At 60.6% G+C, this 19,002-nt stretch carries 19 protein-coding genes; 14 read left to right on the top strand and 5 right to left on the bottom strand.

The genetic code is table 11. The annotated features are described in order from the left end of the window. Positions 1 to 173: 173 nt before the first annotated feature. From L2I46_RS21195 to L2I46_RS21185, 3 genes are all read left to right on the top strand, one after another. On the top strand, positions 174 to 881 hold the full coding sequence (locus L2I46_RS21195; RefSeq protein WP_105490644.1) for a glycosyl transferase: 708 nt from the start codon (positions 174 to 176) through the stop codon (positions 879 to 881). Then, positions 882 to 1,568 (top strand): hypothetical protein, encoded by a 687-nt coding sequence (locus L2I46_RS21190; protein WP_105490645.1) that lies wholly within the window; start codon positions 882 to 884, stop codon positions 1,566 to 1,568. A gap of 358 nt (positions 1,569 to 1,926) precedes the next feature. Further along, positions 1,927 to 3,639 carry an ABC-F family ATP-binding cassette domain-containing protein gene (locus L2I46_RS21185; protein WP_236948206.1) on the top strand — a complete coding sequence of 571 codons (1,713 nt, stop codon included), beginning with the start codon at positions 1,927 to 1,929 and terminating at the stop codon, positions 3,637 to 3,639. 35 nt (positions 3,640 to 3,674) lie between these two features. On the opposite strand, the gene L2I46_RS21180 is transcribed toward L2I46_RS21185, so the two are convergent. Together L2I46_RS21180 and L2I46_RS21175 are read right to left on the bottom strand one after the other, a co-directional pair. Beyond that, positions 3,675 to 4,628 carry a bifunctional helix-turn-helix transcriptional regulator/GNAT family N-acetyltransferase gene (locus tag L2I46_RS21180; RefSeq protein ID WP_032452996.1) on the bottom strand — a complete coding sequence of 318 codons (954 nt, stop codon included), beginning with the start codon at positions 4,626 to 4,628 and terminating at the stop codon, positions 3,675 to 3,677. A 143-nt stretch (positions 4,629 to 4,771) separates the two neighbouring features. Beyond that, on the bottom strand, positions 4,772 to 5,380 hold the full coding sequence (locus tag L2I46_RS21175) for an inorganic diphosphatase (protein ID WP_139620266.1): 609 nt from the start codon (positions 5,378 to 5,380) through the stop codon (positions 4,772 to 4,774). 253 nt (positions 5,381 to 5,633) lie between these two features. On the opposite strand from L2I46_RS21175, the gene adhP reads away from it, so the two are divergent. From adhP to L2I46_RS21140, 7 genes are all read left to right on the top strand, one after another. Continuing rightward, entirely contained in the window at positions 5,634 to 6,644 is a 1,011-nt protein-coding gene (gene adhP, locus L2I46_RS21170) for an alcohol dehydrogenase AdhP (RefSeq protein ID WP_002906221.1), read from the top strand. Positions 6,645 to 6,825: 181 nt separating this feature from the next. Next, a complete protein-coding gene (locus tag L2I46_RS21165) occupies positions 6,826 to 8,448 on the top strand; it encodes a TIGR04028 family ABC transporter substrate-binding protein (RefSeq protein ID WP_032452998.1) in 1,623 nt (540 codons plus the stop codon). 10 nt (positions 8,449 to 8,458) lie between these two features. Then, positions 8,459 to 9,403, top strand: a complete 945-nt coding sequence (locus tag L2I46_RS21160) for an ABC transporter permease (RefSeq protein ID WP_236948205.1) — start codon at positions 8,459 to 8,461, stop codon at positions 9,401 to 9,403. Then, positions 9,400 to 10,248, top strand: coding sequence for an ABC transporter permease (locus tag L2I46_RS21155; RefSeq protein ID WP_101861645.1), 849 nt, complete (start codon positions 9,400 to 9,402; stop codon positions 10,246 to 10,248). The genes L2I46_RS21160 and L2I46_RS21155 overlap by 4 nt, the downstream gene beginning before the upstream one ends. Beyond that, positions 10,245 to 11,861: a dipeptide ABC transporter ATP-binding protein gene (locus L2I46_RS21150; RefSeq protein ID WP_236948204.1), complete on the top strand. Its 1,617-nt coding sequence runs from the start codon at positions 10,245 to 10,247 to the stop codon at positions 11,859 to 11,861. The genes L2I46_RS21155 and L2I46_RS21150 overlap by 4 nt, the downstream gene beginning before the upstream one ends. Beyond that, a complete protein-coding gene (locus L2I46_RS21145) occupies positions 11,861 to 12,847 on the top strand; it encodes a putative FMN-dependent luciferase-like monooxygenase (RefSeq protein ID WP_236948203.1) in 987 nt (328 codons plus the stop codon). Before L2I46_RS21150 ends, L2I46_RS21145 begins: the two co-directional genes overlap by 1 nt. Positions 12,848 to 12,856: 9 nt before the next feature. Next, positions 12,857 to 13,948 carry an alkylhydroperoxidase domain protein gene (locus L2I46_RS21140; RefSeq protein ID WP_236948202.1) on the top strand — a complete coding sequence of 364 codons (1,092 nt, stop codon included), beginning with the start codon at positions 12,857 to 12,859 and terminating at the stop codon, positions 13,946 to 13,948. 6 nt (positions 13,949 to 13,954) lie between these two features. Here the strand turns inward: L2I46_RS21140 and araJ are convergent, their stop codons facing one another. Beyond that, entirely contained in the window at positions 13,955 to 15,109 is a 1,155-nt protein-coding gene (gene araJ, locus L2I46_RS21135) for an MFS transporter AraJ (protein ID WP_023289841.1), read from the bottom strand. A 277-nt stretch (positions 15,110 to 15,386) separates the two neighbouring features. Here araJ and L2I46_RS21130 point away from each other — a divergent pair, with 277 nt between their 5' ends. From L2I46_RS21130 to L2I46_RS21115, 4 genes are all read left to right on the top strand, one after another. Beyond that, a complete protein-coding gene (locus tag L2I46_RS21130) occupies positions 15,387 to 15,824 on the top strand; it encodes a VOC family protein (protein WP_236948201.1) in 438 nt (145 codons plus the stop codon). 86 nt (positions 15,825 to 15,910) lie between these two features. Beyond that, positions 15,911 to 16,729, top strand: coding sequence for a polyphosphate kinase 2 (gene ppk2, locus L2I46_RS21125; protein WP_023289843.1), 819 nt, complete (start codon positions 15,911 to 15,913; stop codon positions 16,727 to 16,729). A gap of 178 nt (positions 16,730 to 16,907) precedes the next feature. Further along, positions 16,908 to 17,096: a hypothetical protein gene (locus L2I46_RS21120; RefSeq protein ID WP_102002520.1), complete on the top strand. Its 189-nt coding sequence runs from the start codon at positions 16,908 to 16,910 to the stop codon at positions 17,094 to 17,096. Continuing rightward, a complete protein-coding gene (locus tag L2I46_RS21115; protein ID WP_023289845.1) occupies positions 17,096 to 17,419 on the top strand; it encodes a CcdB family protein in 324 nt (107 codons plus the stop codon). The genes L2I46_RS21120 and L2I46_RS21115 overlap by 1 nt, the downstream gene beginning before the upstream one ends. A gap of 43 nt (positions 17,420 to 17,462) precedes the next feature. Here the strand turns inward: L2I46_RS21115 and fdnI are convergent, their stop codons facing one another. Both fdnI and fdxH read right to left on the bottom strand, forming a co-directional pair. After that, positions 17,463 to 18,119 carry a formate dehydrogenase-N subunit gamma gene (fdnI, locus tag L2I46_RS21110; RefSeq protein ID WP_023289846.1) on the bottom strand — a complete coding sequence of 219 codons (657 nt, stop codon included), beginning with the start codon at positions 18,117 to 18,119 and terminating at the stop codon, positions 17,463 to 17,465. Next, positions 18,112 to 18,996, bottom strand: coding sequence for a formate dehydrogenase subunit beta (fdxH, locus tag L2I46_RS21105; RefSeq protein WP_032453008.1), 885 nt, complete (start codon positions 18,994 to 18,996; stop codon positions 18,112 to 18,114). The genes fdnI and fdxH overlap by 8 nt, the downstream gene beginning before the upstream one ends. Positions 18,997 to 19,002 lie beyond the last annotated feature (6 nt).

Genomic DNA, 19,002 nt, shown 5'->3' with positions numbered 1-19,002 from the left:
CGGGTCGACATATCGGCCCGGTTTTTAATAACGTCAGAATAATATCTCCCGCCACAGAAACATCTTTTTCGCCCATATTCATTCATCGTAAAAATATAAAACGGATAGCATTTGCCGCGCGCCCTCCGCTGTGCAAAATAGTTGTTTCTCACCCCCTCACAATGGAATGTGAAATGCAAAAATTAACCCCTGGCGCGAATAAAGCGAATGCGATTCTGATCCGTATTGTCTTGTTTCTTATCGGCGGTATCGCCATCATCACCGGAATGTGCCTCTTCAGCGGCGATATGTGGATGCTCACCCCGCGGGCTGAACAGTATCAGCCCGCCACCGGCGATCTGGTGGATGTCGTCATCTATGAACCGAGTAAATTTTTCTTCGCCCTGCTCTACGTGTTTATTATTACCCTGGTCTGGCTGCTGGCGGTACGTAAAATCCCCTGGCGACCGATACAGCATCCTATATTACCGCTGATGGTACTGATTGCCGCCGGGATATTTATTTTCCTCTATCCGGAGGTTACCCCCGGACGAGATGCCAGTATTCAGTACGGTAAACACAACGTTTATTACACTGCCATTTTCTGGAGCAAAACGAATTCAGATCGACATGTCACTCAACCCTCTAAATATCAGATTTTTGTTGAAGCGAAAGATACTCGCTGGCTTATCGACAGAAACAATCTTCGCCGCGCCTGGCGCTGTGAAGTCAACCGGCATACCCAGTTTTACACCCTGTCATTCAATGAGGGCTGGTTTCCGAACGGCGATCCGCAGGTCATGGCCCGCCAGTGTACTCAGGTAAGCGATCTGAACGCGCTCAGTGAAACGGCAATCATGATTGCCCGCCCGATCGCCACCGTTCCTGTGGAGGAACCGTAAATGAGCCAGCAAAAAATCGTTCTGCAACCGATATTACGCCTCTGGCTGGGGCTGTTTAGCGGACTGTTGTTGGTGAGCGCCATCAGCGCCTTTCACGGTGAGTACTGGTATTTCGGCGATAAGCAGGCGTTTTACGCGGCGAAAGCGGGCGAGGTTTCGGTGCATGAACTCTATACGCCGGCAAAAATCCTCTTTGCTTTTATCGTCAGCACGATCCCGCCGCTGCTGTGGCTGCTGCTGGTTAACCGTCGGGCGCCGCGGCTGCTGACCCACATTCTCCCACCGGTGTTGCTCCTGCTGGCGGGACTGGTGTTTTTCTTCCTGAGACCCGACGTGATTCCGGGCGGGGAGACCCCTGTCTATCGCTACGGCGAGCGGGAGCGCTACTACCAGACGGTCCGCTGGCAGAAACCTGAGCCGGGCGCGTGGCGGGGTACCCGCTCTGAGTACAAAGTGTATATCGAATATCGCGATCCCAAGGGATATCGTGAAGCCGACAATATTAAAAACGCCTATACCTGTGAAACCCACCGGGAGTCGCGCTTTTTTACCTTAACGACCGAGGAAGATTGGTATCCGGATGCGTACCCGAATATTCTCGACGCCCCCTGCCAGGCGATAGAGGATCCCCAGGCGATGACGGAATATACCCGCGACCACGCCCGCTGGTTTCCCATCATGTTCTAGCAAACACATAAGCCCTCTGCGCCAACCCGGCTTCGTAGACAAAGGCGGCGCAGGCGAAAACTGGCGGGGCTCCCCTGCCAGTTTTGTCACTGGCGCGCTTTTCCTTTCCCCACTACACTGCTATCACCCATTCACTTACTGAATATAAAAGGAGGCCCCCCATGCTGTATTGTGAAATGTTTATTGTTTCACATGCCTTAGGCAATGGCGCCAGCTCAAGCGTTATCGGTATCGTGCTGCGATAACTTTGGCTTGAGCGAAGACCCTTCACAGAATCCCTTCTCTCCGGCTTACCGGGTTATCGTCAGCGAGTTTTGACGAGGCATTCCCATGCCTGTAACTCTTGAGTAAGTTGACTATGAGTACATTACTAACTGCCCATGCGCTCCACGTGGAGACTGCCTTCGGGCCGCTGTTTAATACCCTCTCCTTCACCCTGAAGAAAGGCGACCGCATCGGTCTCATCGGCCATAACGGTTGCGGCAAAAGCACCCTGCTGCAGGTGCTGGACGGCACCCTCGCGCCCACCTCGGGCAGCGTCTCACTCGCCGGTCAGTGTCTGATGGCCCGCGTTGAACAGCATCTGCCGGAGGCGCTGCGTTCGCAGTCGCTGCTGCAGGCGGTGCTGGACCTGTTACCCGCCGACGCGCGGGAAGCACAGCGCTGGCTGGCCGAACGCCTGCTGGCGCAGATGGGCTTCACGCCGGCGGTGATGGAGCAGCAAACCAGCACCCTGAGCGGCGGACAGCATACGCGCCTGCTGCTGGCCCGGGCGCTGATCCGCCAGCCTGACCTGCTGCTGCTGGATGAGCCCGGCAACCATCTCGATCTGCCCACCCTGCTGTGGCTGGAAAGCTTCTTGCAGACCTGGCAGGGGAGCTTCGTGCTGGTGTCACACGACAACGCTTTACTGGATGCTGTAACTAATACCAGCTGGATCCTCCGCGACCAGACGCTGCACAGCTTCGCCTTGCCCTGCAGCGCTGCCCGTCAGGCACTGCAGGAGCAGGATGAAAGCGCCGCGTTACGTCATAAGGCGGAGCAAAAAGAGATCGACCGGGTCAGCGCCAGCGCCCGGCGGCTGGCCACCTGGGGGCGGGTATATGACAACGAAGATCTCGCCCGCAAAGCCAAACAGATGGAGAAGCAGGTCTCCCGCCTGAAAGACGAGCAGACCGAGCTCAGCATCGGCCCGCCGTGGCGCCTGGTGTTGCAGGGGGACGCCCTGCCGGCGGACCGCCTGCTGGAGATGGACAGGCTGCCGGTGGCTCCCGCGCCGGGACTACCGGCCCTGTTCACCACCGGCGTGGCGCGACTGCGCAGCGGCGATCGCGTGGCCATCATGGGCCGCAACGGCGGCGGTAAATCGTCCTTGCTGCGCCTGCTGTGGCAGCAGATGAACGACGCATCGCCGCTTCCGGGGCTGCGTCTGCACCCCCGGCTTCACCCCGGGTACTACGACCAGACCCTGTCGCAGTTGCCGGACGAGGCCAGCCTGCTCGACGCCCTGATGCCGTTCGCCCCGTCGGCGGATACCCGTAAACGGGCGCTGATTGCCGCCGGGTTTGGCTGGGCGAGGCATGGACAGAAGGTCTGCACCCTCAGCGGCGGCGAGCGGTCGCGGCTGCTGTTCGTCGGTCTGTCGCTGGCGCGCTACAGCCTGCTGCTGCTGGATGAACCCACCAACCATCTGGATATGGAGGGCAAAGCGGCGCTGGCGCAGACGCTCCGCGACTATCCCGGCGGCGTGCTGCTGGTCAGTCATGACCGCCAGCTTATTAGCGAAAGCTGTAACCGCTTCTGGCTGATCGACAGCGCCGGGTTAACGGAGTGGCACAGTCTGGAGGAGGTCTATGCCCGTCTGCAGGCGCAGACCCCCACCCTGACGGCGGCCTCCTCACCCCAGGAGCCGTCACTCGCGGCTGATGATGAAGAGGCGCTGCTGACGCGCCTGATAGCCCTGGAGCAATGGCTGGCGGACGATATGGCCCGTAAGCCGAAACATCAAAAGCCCTCGCTGCAGACCCAGTGGCGAGAGGAGATCGCCCGGCTGCTTAACCAGCTGGCGTAATCTTCGCGCTCCCCGCCGGCTAAGGCACCACGCCCTTAGCCGGCGTTTCCTGGCCGGGTAAACTGCTGCTCGGTCATCATCTTTCCCCACTGGTCCCCCTGCCATTCGCGGGTTAACGTGAAGCCAAAGGACTCATACAGTTTGCGGGCCGCGTCCAGACCTTTAAACGTCCACAGCTGAACGGCGCTGAACTGACGACTGTCGCAGAAAGCCATCGCCTCACTGAGCAGCCGCCTGCCAATGCCGGTTCCCCGGCAGCTGTCATCGAGAATGAACCAGCGCAGATGCGCCTGCTGCTGGCCGAGATCCTCGCCATCGATCGCCACCGAACCGACAATCTTCCCCTCGCGCATCGCCAGCCAGATCTGGTTGACCGGCGAGGAAAGCCGGGTGGCGAATTCCGCGACGCCGCTGGCAACCTTGCCTTCAAAAAAAGCGCCGAAATCATGGTGCCGGGCGTAATACTCCCCGTGCATCTGGGCTATCCGGCCGATCGCCCCCGGCTGATAGCCGGTCACCAGCGAAATTTGCGGCGTCGTTTCCGCAAGCGCAGCATCCCGACACTGCGCCAGCGCCTGAGCATAGGCCGCCAGTCCGCTGGCGACGGTCCGCTGCTGCGTCTCATCGAGATGCGCTAACGCCTCCACCACCCGGCGGGTACCGTAGGCGTTAATCGTTGCCACCGTGTCGTGCCCTTTCGCGGTCAGCGCCAGCGATTTAGACCGCGCGTCCTCCGCGCAGGGGCGCTCCTCCAGCTCTCCGGCGGCCAGCAGACGGGCGACCATCCGGCTGACGCTCGATTTTTCCAGCCCGAGCAATGTGACCAGCTGCGCGGCGGTTATCGTCCCCCTGACCGACACCTCCAGTAGGGTATGCACCGCCGAGGGTGAATAGTGGGTGGCGGCCAGCGTGGTGTTCATAAAACCCAGCTCGCGCACCATTAATCGCGAGGCCGTTCGAATTTGTTGGATTAAAGGCGTGTCAGACATCGTGAGGCGTCCAGTGAAGTAAATAGTTGTATAATACAACCATCTACTTCAGGCCGCGTCAAGAGGATAAACTATCCAGCATGGCAAGGTAGCGTATCGGATGATGGCGTGCCGCGGGCGCCGGACTGCGCCCGCGATAAGTATTATTGCGGGTTCTTCGCCTTCCAGGCCTCCCAGGCCTCCCAGGCCGATTTGATCTCCTGCTTCGCGGCGGCGGCATCATTAAAACCGGCCAGCTCGACCTTTTTCCGCCCCTCTGGTAGTTCTTTGTAGACCCGGAAGAAGGCCTCCAGCCGCTGCTGCTCGATTTTCGGCAGATCGGTGATGGTCAGAATGTCGTCATAGGTCGGATCAATTTTACTGGCCGGGACGGCGATGATTTTGTCGTCTTTCTCACCGCCGTCTATCATCTTAAGGACGCCGATCGGCCGCAGCTTAATCAGCGTGCCCGGGGCCATCGGCGCGCGGGTGTAAAACACCACGTCCAGCGGGTCGCCATCCCCGGCCAGCGACTGGGTTAATGAACCGTAGTTCGCCGGGTAAGCCACCGGCATCGACTGAAAGCGGTCGGCGACGATAAACCCCGTTTTAGCGTCGGTTTCATACTTAATGATCCCGCCTGCCGGGATCTCGGTGACCGCGTAAAACTCTTCCGGATTGTTTTCCGGCTGCGGGAATTCCAGCACATTGTGAGCCTGCGCGGCGGCGGAGAAAAGCAGACCGGCGGTGAGGAGCGTTTTGACCAGATGCATTGTTGTATCACTCTGTTGTTATAAGAAATTGATGCGCAAAACAATAGAGTTGGGTGATGAAGAAAACATGACCATTCCGTGACACTATTATTACCTACCAAAATTAGAGGTATTGTCTGAATTTTGTGCTACAGCTGTAGCAAAAAACCACATCCTGTACTAAAGCGCCTTGTTTTTTTCTCCATAGCGTCTAATCCTTATTGGGTAATATTGCATTAATAAAATTAATCAATCCCCTCTCAAGGAGACAGGCATGAAAGCAGCTGTTGTTACTCACGACCATCAGGTTAACGTTACGGAAAAAACGCTGCGCCCGCTGGAATACGGCGAAGCGCTGTTGAAAATGGAATGCTGCGGCGTGTGTCATACTGACCTGCACGTGAAAAACGGCGATTTTGGCGATAAAACCGGCGTTATTCTCGGTCATGAAGGGATCGGGGTAGTACAAAAAGTCGGCCCTGGCGTCACCTCCCTGAAGCCGGGCGATCGCGCCAGCGTGGCGTGGTTCTTCGAAGGCTGCGGCCACTGCGATTACTGTAACAGCGGCAACGAGACGCTGTGCCGCTCGGTGAAAAACGCTGGCTATACCGTCGACGGCGGCATGGCGGAAGAGTGCATCGTCACCGCCAACTATGCGGTTAAAGTCCCGGACGGCCTCGACTCCGCCGCCGCCAGCAGCATTACCTGCGCTGGGGTCACCACCTACAAAGCCGTTAAGGTCTCCCACATCAAGCCGGGCCAGTGGATCGCTATCTACGGCCTCGGCGGGCTGGGCAACCTGGCGCTGCAGTATGCCAAGAATGTCTTTAACGCCAAAGTGATCGCTATCGACGTCAACGACGGCCAGCTGGAGCTGGCGGCGTCGATGGGCGCTGACCTGACCATCAACTCGCGCAATGAAGATGCGGCGAAAGTGATTCAGGAAAAAACCGGCGGCGCCCACGCTGCGGTGGTGACCGCGGTGGCCAAAGCGGCCTTTAACTCGGCGGTGGATGCCGTTCGCGCCGGCGGCCGCGTGGTGGCGGTAGGCCTGCCGCCAGAGGCGATGAGCCTCGATATTCCACGTCTGGTACTTGACGGCATCGAGGTGGTCGGCTCGCTGGTCGGCACTCGTCAGGATCTGGTGGAAGCGTTCCAGTTCGCCGCCGAAGGCAAAGTGGTGCCGAAAGTCACCCTGCGTCCGCTGGAAGATATCAATGCCATCTTCAAAGAGATGGAACAAGGTCAGATCCGCGGCCGTATGGTTATCGATCTGCGTAGCTAATCGCCAGCGCCTCTCCCGCCCGGGCGAGGCGCTTCTCCTTTCGCGCTTCCCCTCGCTTCCCCTCGCTTCCCGCCGCGTAAAGTAAATGCAATTTCCGCAAATGCTTAGCGCAATTCCTTGGTTCCTTTGTTTTTAGCCGCGCCCGATGATGGCAACACAATAGATAACAAAGGAATTCACCATGCATCGTCATTTTCGCCTGCCCGCGCTGGCCGCGCTGTTTCTCTCCGGCGCCTTTTCCGTCTGGGCCGCCGACACGCCGGTTAAAGGCGGTACCTTGATTTATCTGGAGCAGCAACCACACACCAATCTCTATCCACCCGCCGGTGGCTTTTATCCCAATGGCGGCATACTCAATCAGATCACCGACAAGCTGACCTGGCAGAACCCGAAAACGCTGGAGATTGAGCCGTGGATCGCCGAAAGCTGGACCAGCAATGCCGATAAAACCGAGTACACTTTCCACCTGCGAAAAGGGGTCACCTTCTCGGATGGCACGCCGCTGGACGCCGCCGCGGTCGCCAAAAACTTCGACACCTATGGGCTGGGGGATAAAGCCCATCGCCTGCCCGTCTCGGAGGTGATCAATAACTACCAGCGCAGCGAAGTGATCGACCCGCTGACGGTGAAATTCTACTTCAACAAGCCGTCGCCGGGCTTCCTGCAGGGGACCGCCACCATCGGCTCCGGCCTGGTCTCCCTCAGCACCCTGCAGCGCAATTTCGAGGAGCTGGGCGATGCCCGGCACATCATCGGCTCCGGTCCCTTCGTGGTGCAGGATGAAAAACCGGGCCGCGAGCTGACGCTGGTGGCGCGCAAGGATTATCAGTGGGGGCCGAAAAACATCGCCCAGCAGGGCCCCGCTAACCTCGACGGCATCACCTATATCGTGACCCCGGAAGACAGCGTGCGCATCGGCGCGCTGCTGGCGGGCCAGGCGGGCTTTATTCGCCAGGTGCAGGCCTACGATGAAAAGCAGGCGACCGATCAGGGATTTACGGTCTACGCCGCGCCTACCCGCGGGGTCAACGACAGCCTGAGCTTCCGCCCGGATAACCCACTGGTCGCCGACCTGCGGGTGCGCCAGGCCCTGCTCCATGCCACCAACGCCCGGCAGGTGGTGGAGACGCTGTTCTCCGCTAACTACCCGCAAGCCACCTCCGTGCTGGCCAGCTCCGCCGCCGGCTATGTCAATCTGAGCGATAAGCTCACCTTCGACCAGGCCAAAGCCCGGCAGTTGCTGGATGAGGCCGGCTGGAAACCCGCCGCCGACGGCATTCGCAGCAAAGACGGGCAGCGGCTGGCGCTGACGGTCTATGAGTCGCTCCCGCAGCCGCAGAATAAAGAAGTGCTGCAGCTGATCGCCCAGCAATGGCGCCAGGTGGGGGTAGCGTTAACGGTCAAAGCCGGGGACGCCGGCAGCCGGACGCTTGACAACCTCGACCCGCAGAAAACCCCGCTCACCGTCTCGGAAGTGGGCCGCGCCGACCCGGATGTAGTGAAAAGCATGTTCTTTCCTAACAACCGTGACGCGCTGCTGCAGAAAGGCGGCTCCAGCGATAAAGTGCAGCACTTCCGCGATGATAAACTGAACGACCTGCTGACCGGCATCTCCGCGGCGGTGGAGCCGCAGCAGCGCCTGCAGTTAACCGGCGATGCCCAGCGCTATCTGATCGATAACGCCTATGTGATCCCCATTTTCGAAGAGCCGCAGGTGTTCGCCGGCGCGCCGTGGGTGAAAGGCGTCAGCTTCGAAGCCGTCGGGCGTCCGTCGTTCTACGGCGCCTGGCTGGATAAACACTAAGAGGCCGGATATGAGCGCTTATCTTCTGCGACGGTTCGGCCAGGGGCTGCTGGTCCTGTGGGCGGCGTTTACCCTCACCTTTTTCCTGCTGCAGGTGCTGCCGGGGGATGCGGTGCTGATCAAGTTTCAGAACCCGGACCTCGGTCTGAGCCCGGCGCAAATCGCCGACATGCGGCTGGCCTACGGCGCCGACAGCCCGCTGTGGCGCCAGTACCTGCACACGCTGCTGGCGATGCTGCACGGCGACTTTGGCTATTCCCTGCAGGCGGGTCTGGCGGTCAGTAGCCTGATTGCCAGCAACCTGCCGGATACCTTAAGCCTCGCCCTGCCGGCGTTCCTGCTGGCCGTGATCCTGGCGTTTGCCCTCGCTTTCGCCTCACGTCTGCCGGGGCTGCGCTGGCTCAGCAACCTCCTGCAGTCGATGCCGGTGCTGTTTATCTCGCTGCCCACCTTCTGGCTGGGTATCGCCCTGATCCAGCTCTTTTCGTTTCAGCTGCGCTGGATCCCGGTGATCAACCCCGGTCCGCTGGAGGGGCTGATTTTACCGGTTATCGCCGTCGCGCTGCCCATCTCCGCCCCGCTGGCGCAGATCCTGATGCGCAGCATGGATCAGGTGGCGGTTCAGCCCTTCGTCACGGTCGCCCGCGCCAAGGGAATGAGCGAGACCGGCGTCCTCTGGCGCCATGTGATGGGTAACGCCCTGCTGCCGGCGCTGAATATAGCCGGGCTGCTGCTGGGCGAGCTGATTGCCGGGGCGCTGATCACCGAGACCGTCTTCGGCCGCAGCGGCCTCGGCCAGCTGACCCAGCAGGCGGTGAATAACCAGGATATCGCCGTGCTGCAGGCGGTGGTGATGATCTCAGCTCTCGGTTTCGTCCTGATCAACCTGCTGGTCGACCTGGTCATGCCGCGGCTGGATCCCCGACTCCAATTACCGACCGGAGGTGCGAAATGAGCCTGGTCGACTATGCCATCGCGGTTCGCCGCCGCCCGGAGTGGCGCAAAGTGCGTCTGCAGCCAGGCCTGTGGCTGGCGTGGGCGGTGATGATCACCGCCCTGTTAATGGCCCTTGCCCCACAGTGGTTTACCTCCGCTAACCCGCTGGAAGGGATCCCCGGCGCTCAGCGCCTGGCGCCGCAGGCGCACTACTGGCTGGGTACCGACCAGCTGGGCCGCGACCTGTGGACGCGGGTGGTTTACGGCGCGGTACATTCTCTGTCGGCGGCGCTGATCGCCGTCGCCATCGGTCTGGTGGTGGGCACCGCCCTTGGCACCCTCGCCGGGGCGCTGGCCGGCCGCGTGGAATCGACCATCATGCGCCTGGTGGATGTCCTGCTGGCTATCCCTTCCCTGCTGCTGCAGCTGACGGTGATCATTCTGCTGGGTTTTGGCACGGTGAATGCGGCGGTGGCGGTCGGCGTGGCGGCCATCGCCAGCTTCGCGCGCCTGGCGCGGGCGGAGGTGGTGCGCGTGCGCCACAGTGATTACGTCGAGGCGGCCCGGGGCAGCGGCGGCACCTTTCTCGCCATCTTCTGGCGTCATATCCTGCCCAACTCGCTCACCGCGGTACTCGCCTTCGCCACGCTGCAGTTTGGTCAGGCGATGCTGGCGCTGGCCACCCTCAGCTTCCTTGGCTACGGCACCCCGCCGCCGGTCCCGGAGTGGGGATTACTGATCGCCGAAGGTCGTAATTACCTGTCGACCGCCTGGTGGCTGACCACCTTCCCCGGCCTCGCCGTGGTCGCGGTGGTCCTGGCCGCCAATCGTCTTAGCCGCCAGTGGAATGGAGTACGCCCATGAACGTTCTCTCTGTTGAAGATCTGCGCATCAGCTACCGGTCGCGGGGCGAATGGCGCGAAGTGGTGCATAACGTCAGCTTTTCCATTCAGCGCGGCGAAATGCTGGCCTTCGTCGGTGAATCCGGCTCGGGGAAAACCACGACCGCGCAGGCCATTATCGGCCTGCTGGCGGATAACGCCCGCCGCGACGCCGGGCGGATTATCCTCAATGGCGAAGTGATCAGCGACTGGTCGGCAAAACGCCTGAACCGCCTGCGCGGGGTGAGCATCAGCCTGGTGCCGCAGGACCCCGGCAATTCGCTTAATCCGGTAAAAACCATTGGTCAGCAAGTGGAAGAGATCCTGCGGCTGCATCAGTCCCTTTCCGCCGCCGAACGCCGGCAGCAGGTCCTCAACCTGCTCGCTAAAGTCGGGCTCAGCCACCCGGAACAGCGTTTTGACCAGTACCCGCATCAGCTGTCGGGCGGGATGAAACAGCGGGTGCTGATCGCCATCGCCATCGCCCTGCAGCCGGATCTGATTATTGCCGACGAGCCCACCAGCGCCCTCGACGTTACGGTGCAAAAGCGCATTCTCGATCTGCTCGACATCCTGCGGCGCGAGTCGGGAACCGCCGTGCTGTTTGTCACTCACGATCTGGCGCTGGCCGCCGAACGCGCCGACCGGATCATGGTGTTTCGCCAGGGCGAGATTCAGGAACAGGGCGCCACCGAGGCGATTGCCCGGCGTCCCCAGCACCCTTACACCCGCCAGTTGCTCCACGATCTGCAGGACGCGCCGCTGAGGCTGACGGCGGATCGTCACCGTCCGCTGGCCACGCCGGCCATTCGCGTCGAAGGGATCAGCAAACGCTTCTCGCTGGGCAAACAGGCCCTGCAGGCGCTCGACAGCGTCAGCTTTGAGGTCAGACGCGGCAGCACCCATGCGCTGGTGGGCGAATCCGGCTCCGGGAAAACCACCCTGGCGCGGATCCTGCTGGGCTTCGAGCGCGCCGACGCCGGACAGGTGACCATCGACGGTATTGACGCCGGGCATCTCAGCCGCGAGGCGCAGCGTCAGCTGCGGCGCAAAATCCAGTTCGTCTACCAGAACCCCTTCGCTTCGCTCGACCCGCGCCAGACGCTGTTTGCGATTATCGAAGAGCCGTTAAAAAACTTTGAGCGCCTCAGCGCGGCGACGCGTCGCCAGCGGGTTGAAAGCGTCGCCGCCCGGGTAGCCCTGGCCCCGGAGCTACTGTCGCGGACGCCGCGGGAGCTTTCCGGCGGCCAGCGGCAGCGGGTGGCGATTGCCCGGGCGCTGATCCTCGAGCCGGCGATACTGGTTCTTGACGAAGCGACTTCGGCGCTCGATGTCACCGTTCAGGCGCAGATCCTCGCCCTGCTGCAGCAGCTACAGCAGCAGCTTGGTCTGAGCTACCTGTTCATTACCCACGATCTGGCGACGGTGAGGCGGATTGCCGACAGCGTCACGGTGCTGCGCGCCGGCCAGGTGGTGGAGCATGGCGACGTTGGGCGCCTGTTCGCCGCTCCGCAGCAGGCCTACACCCGCGAACTGATCGCCGCCATTCCCCAGGTATCCCCACGCCTGGCTCAGGCCCACATGGAGAACGCATAATGCCTAAACGCCTCGGCTTTTTTACCCGTCTGCTCGATCAGGGCTCCGCACAAACGCGCTACCGGCTGGCGGCCGAACAGATCCGCCACGCGGAGCGCGTCGGCTTCGACAGCGCATGGATTGCCCAGCACCATTTTCATGAACAGGAAGGCGGCCTGCCTTCCCCGCTGGTGTTCCTCGCCCACGTGGCGGCGCAGACTGACCGCATTCGCCTCGGCACAGCGATTATCACGTTGCCCATGGAGAATCCGCTGCGCGTCGCCGAAGACGCGGCGGTGCTGGATTTACTCACCGACGGGCGTCTGGAGGTGGGATTTGGTTCCGGCGGCACGCCAACGTCGTTTCTGCCCTTCGGCCTGACGAGCGAGCAGCGCGGGGCGGTGTTTGCCGACCATCTGCACCTGATCCACAGCGCCTGGCGCGGCGACACCCTCAGCCACCCGGACAACCGTCTCTATCCGCCCGCGCCGCAGCTGGCGGCGCGCATCTGGATCGCCACCTTCTCGGTGGAAGGCGCCATCCGCGCCGGTCAGGCGGGGCACAGGCTGATGCTGTCGCGCACGCAGCCCCGGCCGCCCGGTGAGCCGCGCCTGCCGCTGGACGCCATTCAGAACCCGATCGTCGACGCCTATCTGGCGGCGCTGCCGGACGGCGTTGCGCCGCGGATCCTCGCTTCGCGCACCGCCTTCGTCGCCGACAGTCACGCCCACGCCCTGCAGGTCGCCGAACCCGGCCTGCGCAAGCAGGCGGCACAGCACCGGGCTGCGGGTCATCTGATAGAAGGTGACAGTGTCACTGACTATCTGCAACAGCTGGATGCCCACGTGGGCGATCCTGAGCATGTTGTTGCCTCCCTGGCGCAGGACAGCGTGCTGGCCCGCGCCACCGATATTTCGTTCCAGGTGCACTCGGTGGAGCCTTCGCACCGGGATACGCTGCGTTCCATTGAGCTGATCGCTCAGCATATTGCCCCCCACATCAGATAAGGAGTCACCATGACGCTGAGTCAGGATATTCTGGCCGAACTGGCGGAGATCGCCGCCGGTTCCCCGCTCGACCAGGCGCGCGCAGTCCGCGATGCCGCTACCCGACATGCGCAGGGAAGTTATGAAGTGCTGTTCAGCCAGCAGGACGCCGACTTTCCCCTCGATGAACGCTTCGCGGTGGCGGCAAAGGTGGCGAAGCTCCATCAGGCGGACGCGCTGGCGGCGCACTATGCCGGCTTCGGCCTGGCCGATCCGACCACGGATCGTCTGGTTCCGGCGCTGGCCTTTGCCCGCCTGCTGACCTTCACCCCCGTCGAAGCGACACCCGGCGCGCTGCAGGCTCTGACAAACGCGGGCTGGAGCCTGCGGGGCATCGTCACCCTGGCGCAGCTGGTGGCCTTTGTCAGCTTCCAGAGCCGCCTGCTGCTGGGTCTGCGGGCGCTCAACCACCAGCCCATCGTCAGCGCCGATACGCCGGTGGTGGCCGGGTACTGGCACACCACCCCGCACGCGCAGAGCGGCAAAGCGGCCCCCGTGCGCTTCACCCGCGAGGAGCTGCACTGGGAACCCTGGCTGGCGGATAAACCGCTGGTGGAATTTAGCGCTGAAGAACAGGCGATTCTGGCCAAATATGGCCATAGCGATTCGCCCTACTTCCGCCTGCTGGCGCGCAACCAGCCGGTGCTGGAGCAGCGGACGCTGACCGATAAAGGTATTTTCTATACCCCGGGGGGATTGCCGCGCGCCGAACGTGAACTGGCCGCCACGGTGGCCAGTAAAATCAACGGCTGTATTTACTGCGCCTCGGTGCATGCCCGCAAAGCGGCGCAGCTGGCGAAGGACGAGACCGCCGTCGACACGCTGCTGGCGGTGACGCCGGGAGAGGATCTGCGCGGTGGGCAGTCGCCGCGCTGGCAGGCGGAAATCGACGCCGCCGCCGCGCTATCGGTGACGCCGCCCGCGCTGAATGCCAGCCATCTGGCAGCGCTTGATGAACAGGGCTTAGATACTCTGGCCCAGCTGGATCTGCTGCAGTCAGCGGTCTTTTTCGCCTGGGCCAACCGGCTGATGTTGACGCTCGGCGAGCCCTGGCGTGAGTAAGCGTCGTTAGCAAGCCTGTCGGCGCTGATGGCGGCCGTAGATGAGCAAGGCGCTCATCGCCAGAAACGACAGCGTGGCGGCGGGGAGCGCCACGCTGTTCCAGCCGAAGCCCTGGGCAATCATCATTCCGCCGCAGAAGGCGCCGATGGCGCTCCCGAGGTTAAAGGCGATCTGCCCCCCTGCCGCCCCCAGCATCTCGCCGCCTTTGGCGTTCTGCAGCAACAGGATCTGCAGCGGCGCCGACAGGGCAAACAGCCCGGCACAGCAGAAAAACGCCAGCGTCAGCGAAGCGATTTTATGCTCCCCGAAGGCAAAGATCAGCAGCAGCGTCACAGCGATCGCCCCGTCGGTGATGGCCGCGATGCGCAGCGGACTGTAGCGCCCGGAAATTTTGCCGCTGAACAGGTTGCCGACCACCATCCCCAGCCCCGCCAGCATCATAATCAGCATCATCCGGCTTTCGGCAAAGCCGGAAACGTTGAGCATAAAGGGCTTGATATAGCTGAACCACGCGAACACCCCGGCGTTGCCGAACATGGTGGCGGCAAAAATCAGCCACGGCGCCGGGGAAGCGAGGAAACGGAACTGCTCGCGCAGCCGGGTGGTGGCCCGATCATACAGCGTAGGGACCCAGCAGAAGATGGCCATAAACACCGCGACGTTAAACACCGCGATGAGCGCGAAGGTATAGCGCCAGCTAAAATGATGCCCAAGCCAGGTGCCCCCGGGAACGCCCACCAGGTTAGCCACCGTCATGCCGCCGATCATCCCCGCCACCGCGGCGGTCACCCTCCCCGGCGGCGCGATTTTCGACAGGATGATCGCCCCCACGCCGAAGAAAGCCCCGTGGGGAAACCCGGAAACCAGCCGGCCAAGCGCCAGCATGGCGTAGCTGCTGGAGAAGGTAAACAGGGTATTGCCGAGAATGCACAGGGCGGCGAGAAACAGCATCACCGATTTCAACGAAAACCGACTGGAGAGCAACGCCATGATCGGCGCGCCGATCACCACGCCGAAGGCATACCAGGCAATCATATTGCCGGCGGCGGGGATTGAAATCCCGACATCGCGCGCCATGTCCGGCAGCACGCCCATAATGCCAAATTCCGCCATGCCGAGTCCGAAAGTGCCCAGCGCCAGTGAAAAAATCGTTTTTTTCATACATCTTATAGGGGTATTGAGAGACGGCCGGCATTATTGACCATCCCGCCTCGCCACACCAGCTAAAAACGCCCGACGGCAGTATCCTCCATACAACGGCCTGATTCGTTCATGCGCTCGCCAGCGCCACCATGGCGGTCCTGCTGGCGGCAGAGGCGCCTGGCGGTGGATAATTCCCTGTAAAAATTGGTGGGCGCGCAGGGACACATTGTGGATTGATCTCAAGTTAACTTGAGGTTGTAAAGTCGAGACATCGTTCACCTCGGGAGAATCATCCATGCAAAATATTGATGTTGGCTTTACCCATGTCGCCTTTACCGTCCGCTGTCTGGCCAGCAGCATCGATTTTTATACCCGCTACACGGCGATGACCGTTATTCACCAGCGCGAACCCAACCTCCCCTCGGCGCGTAAAGTGGCGTGGCTCAGCGATCGCACCCGACCTTTCGCCCTGGTGCTGGTGCAAAGTGATGACCCTGCCGACACGCCGCTGGGTCCGTTCGGCCATCTCGGCGTCGCCTGCGCCACCCAGGCGGAGATCGATGAGAAGGTCGCCCAGGCGCGGCGGGAAGGCGTTCTGCGCCGGGAACCGGAGCAGCTGGGCGATCCTGTGGGCTATTTCGCTTTCTTTGCCGACCCGGACGGTAACACCCTGGAGCTGTCATGGGGGCAGCGGGTGGGGCTGGAAGTCATTGCCGCGGGGAACGTCAGCTAGCCCGTCCCGGGCGCGAATATTTTCCACCGCCACGCCAGTGAAGGATTACACTTCAAAGGGATACCTCGGCAAGACGGAGCATGGCGATGGGTAATAAGAAAAGCGGTCATCCTGTCGACGCGGCGGTGAAGATCGCCCCGCTCGACAATAAAGCGTACGAGAAGGCGCTGCGCAAGCTCCACGTTGAGCTGGTAAAACTGCAGCGCTGGGTGGTGCATAAAGGGCTGAAGGTGTGCATCGTCTTTGAAGGCCGGGACGGCGCCGGCAAAGGCGGCACGATTAAGGCGATCACCGAGCGCGTCAGTCCGCGGATTTTCCGGGTCGTCGCCTTACCCTCGCCCACCGAACGCGAGAAAAGTCAGCTCTATTTTCAGCGCTATATCAAGCACCTCCCGGCGGCTGGCGAAATCGTGATTTTCGATCGCAGCTGGTATAACCGCGCCGGCGTCGAACGGGTGATGGGCTTTTGTACCCCGGAGGAGGTGCAGAAGTTCCTCGACGGCGCGCCGATGGTGGAGCGCGGCATGGTCGAGTCGGGCATTATCCTGCTCAAGTACTGGCTGGAGGTCTCTCCGCAGGAGCAGGAGCGGCGCCTGCGGGATCGCATCGACGACGGGCGCAAGATCTGGAAGCTCTCGCCGATGGACATCAAGTCTTTCAACCGCTGGGATGAATATACCGCTGCCCGCGACGCCATGTTCGCCGCCACCGACACCGCCTGGGCGCCGTGGTTCGTCGCCCGCTCCGAAGATAAAAAGCGGGTGCGTCTGAATATCATCACCCACCTGCTGTCACAGATCCCCTACGAAGCCTTGCCAGTGGAGCATGTCACGCTGCCGAAGCGCAAAATGGGCAAAATGAAACAGACCAATTTCCCCTTCCGCTTTATTCCGGAGAAGTTCTGATTATTTCCCGCCGCGCTGGCTAACGCCAGCGCCGGGTTTATTACCATAACCATGAATATTTCATGCGGTTGCTTTCCTCTGGAAGTTGTCTCGCAAAATAAAAAACAAATCCGAACCAGGTATTTCTTTTCATCGCACACCGCGTGATAATCAGTTCGCCAACAACAAGGAGCAGATAATGAAACAGAATGCCGTTAACAAGTCACAGACTCGCGATCGTACAACAACGTTTAACCCGCAAAACCAGGCACTTACCATCGTCGATGCGGACAAACGCCGAAAAGACCAGGAATTCATTAAGGCACTGAATGAGTTCACTGCCCGTGCAGGGTTGTTGTCAGAGGATCCTTTTTTCGGAGGGATTTAATGGCGGCACAATTTGATATCTTTCGTAACCCATCATCGAGAACCAATGCGTTTCAACCTTATTTAATGGTAATCCAACATGATTATTTTAATGACCTTGGTACACGTTTAATTGTGCCGCTGAGCTATCATTCTCATTTGACCGGCCATTATCATGCTGCCGCCCCGGTTATTAATATGGAGTTTGAGAAACTGTTCATCAACACGCCGGCAATCACCAGCGTGGCAAAGCAAAGGCTGGATAAAAAATATTTTATCTGCAATTTGGCTAAAGAAAGAACGACCGTGATATCAGCGATGGACGCATTAATCACTAACACATAAACCCGCTCCAGCAAAACTGGAGCGGGCCTCCTGGCCAGACGGCTTACTTCATCCCTTCGCGACTCTCTTTGATCGCCTCCAGACGTTCGACATCGCGATACCAGCGCGGGTGATGTTTCTTCGCCCAACGGCGGCTGACCTTGCCTTCAATCATCCCCTTAATCGACCCCTTCACCCAGAACGCCATATACATATGGATAAGGATCGCGTGGATCAGAATAATGGCCGACGTCGCGTGAATTAACAGGCTGTAGCGAATCACCTGAATCGGGAAATAGTGGGCAAACCAGGGACGCCAGATAATCACGCCGGTCACCAGCAGCACAAAAATCATGCTCATGATGGTCCAGAACATCATCTTTTGCCCGGCGTTATATTTACCGACCCGCGCCACTTTATGCTCGTTGCCTTTCAGCACCTCCACAATGCCTTTCAGCCAGGGGATATCCTGTTTATCAGGGATGTTGTGATGGACAAAACGCACGAACATAAACATCAGGGCGATAAAAATCAGCACCCCGAAGAAGGGGTGCAGAATACGCCCCATCTGCGGGGTACCGAAGGTTTCCGTCAGCCACTGCAGGGTCGGGAAGAAAAACGAAATACCCGATAGCGCCACGAGGAAGAAAGCGATCACCACCGTCCAGTGACAGGCGCGATCGATAAAGGTCGTGCGCACTATCATCTTCGATTTACTCATCATGCTCCTCCTCGTCGTCGTCAACTTCCTTATTTGGCCCGATACCGATGTAGTGATAGATAAGCCCGGCAAAGGTAGCGATAAAGCCCGCCGCCGACAGCGGCTTCAGGATCCCTTTCCACAGCTCCACCGAGGTATCAATCTTCGGCGCAGCAGGCAGCTTGTGATAAAGCTCGGGCTGGTCGGCATGATGCAGGACGTACATCACATGGGTGCCGCCGACGCCCTGCGGGTTGTAAATCCCGGCCCTGGCATAGCCGCGTTTTTTCAGCTTAGCCACCCGCTCCTCGGCCACCTCCAGCATCTCTTTCTTCGTACCGAAGTGGATCGCGCCGGTCGGACAGGTTTTCACGCACGCCGGTTCCTGACCGACGCTGACCCGGTCCACGCACAGGGTGCATTTATAGACCCGGTTATCCTCTTTATTGAGACGCGGGACGTTAAACGGACAGCCGGCAATGCAGTAGCCGCAGCCGATGCAGTTTTCCTGCTGGAAATCGACGATGCCGTTGGCGTACTGAATAATCGCCCCGGCGGACGGGCAGGCCTTCAGGCAGCCCGGCTCTTCGCAGTGCATACAGCCATCCTTACGGATAAGCCACTCCAGTTTACCGTTCTGTTCGGTCTCGCTAAAGCGCATCACCGTCCAGGATTTCGCGCTGAGATCCGCCGGGTTGTCGTACACCCCGACGCAGTGCCCCACCTCATCGCGGATGTCGTTCCACTCGGAGCAGGCCACCTGGCAGGCTTTACAGCCCACGCAGGAGGAGACATCGATAAGCTTGGCGACTTCCGCCTTATGGTCCCGCGCGCGCGGCGCGGGCGTGATCGGGTTGGTCGCGGAGCGTTTAATAATGTCTTGTGTTTCCATCGCCATTGAATC

The sequence above is a fragment of the Klebsiella sp. 2019SCSN059 genome (genome assembly GCF_021739525.1).
GTDB classification, from domain to species: Bacteria; Pseudomonadota; Gammaproteobacteria; order Enterobacterales; family Enterobacteriaceae; genus Klebsiella; species Klebsiella quasipneumoniae.
This window is presented reverse-complemented; position numbering and strand designations above follow the sequence as displayed.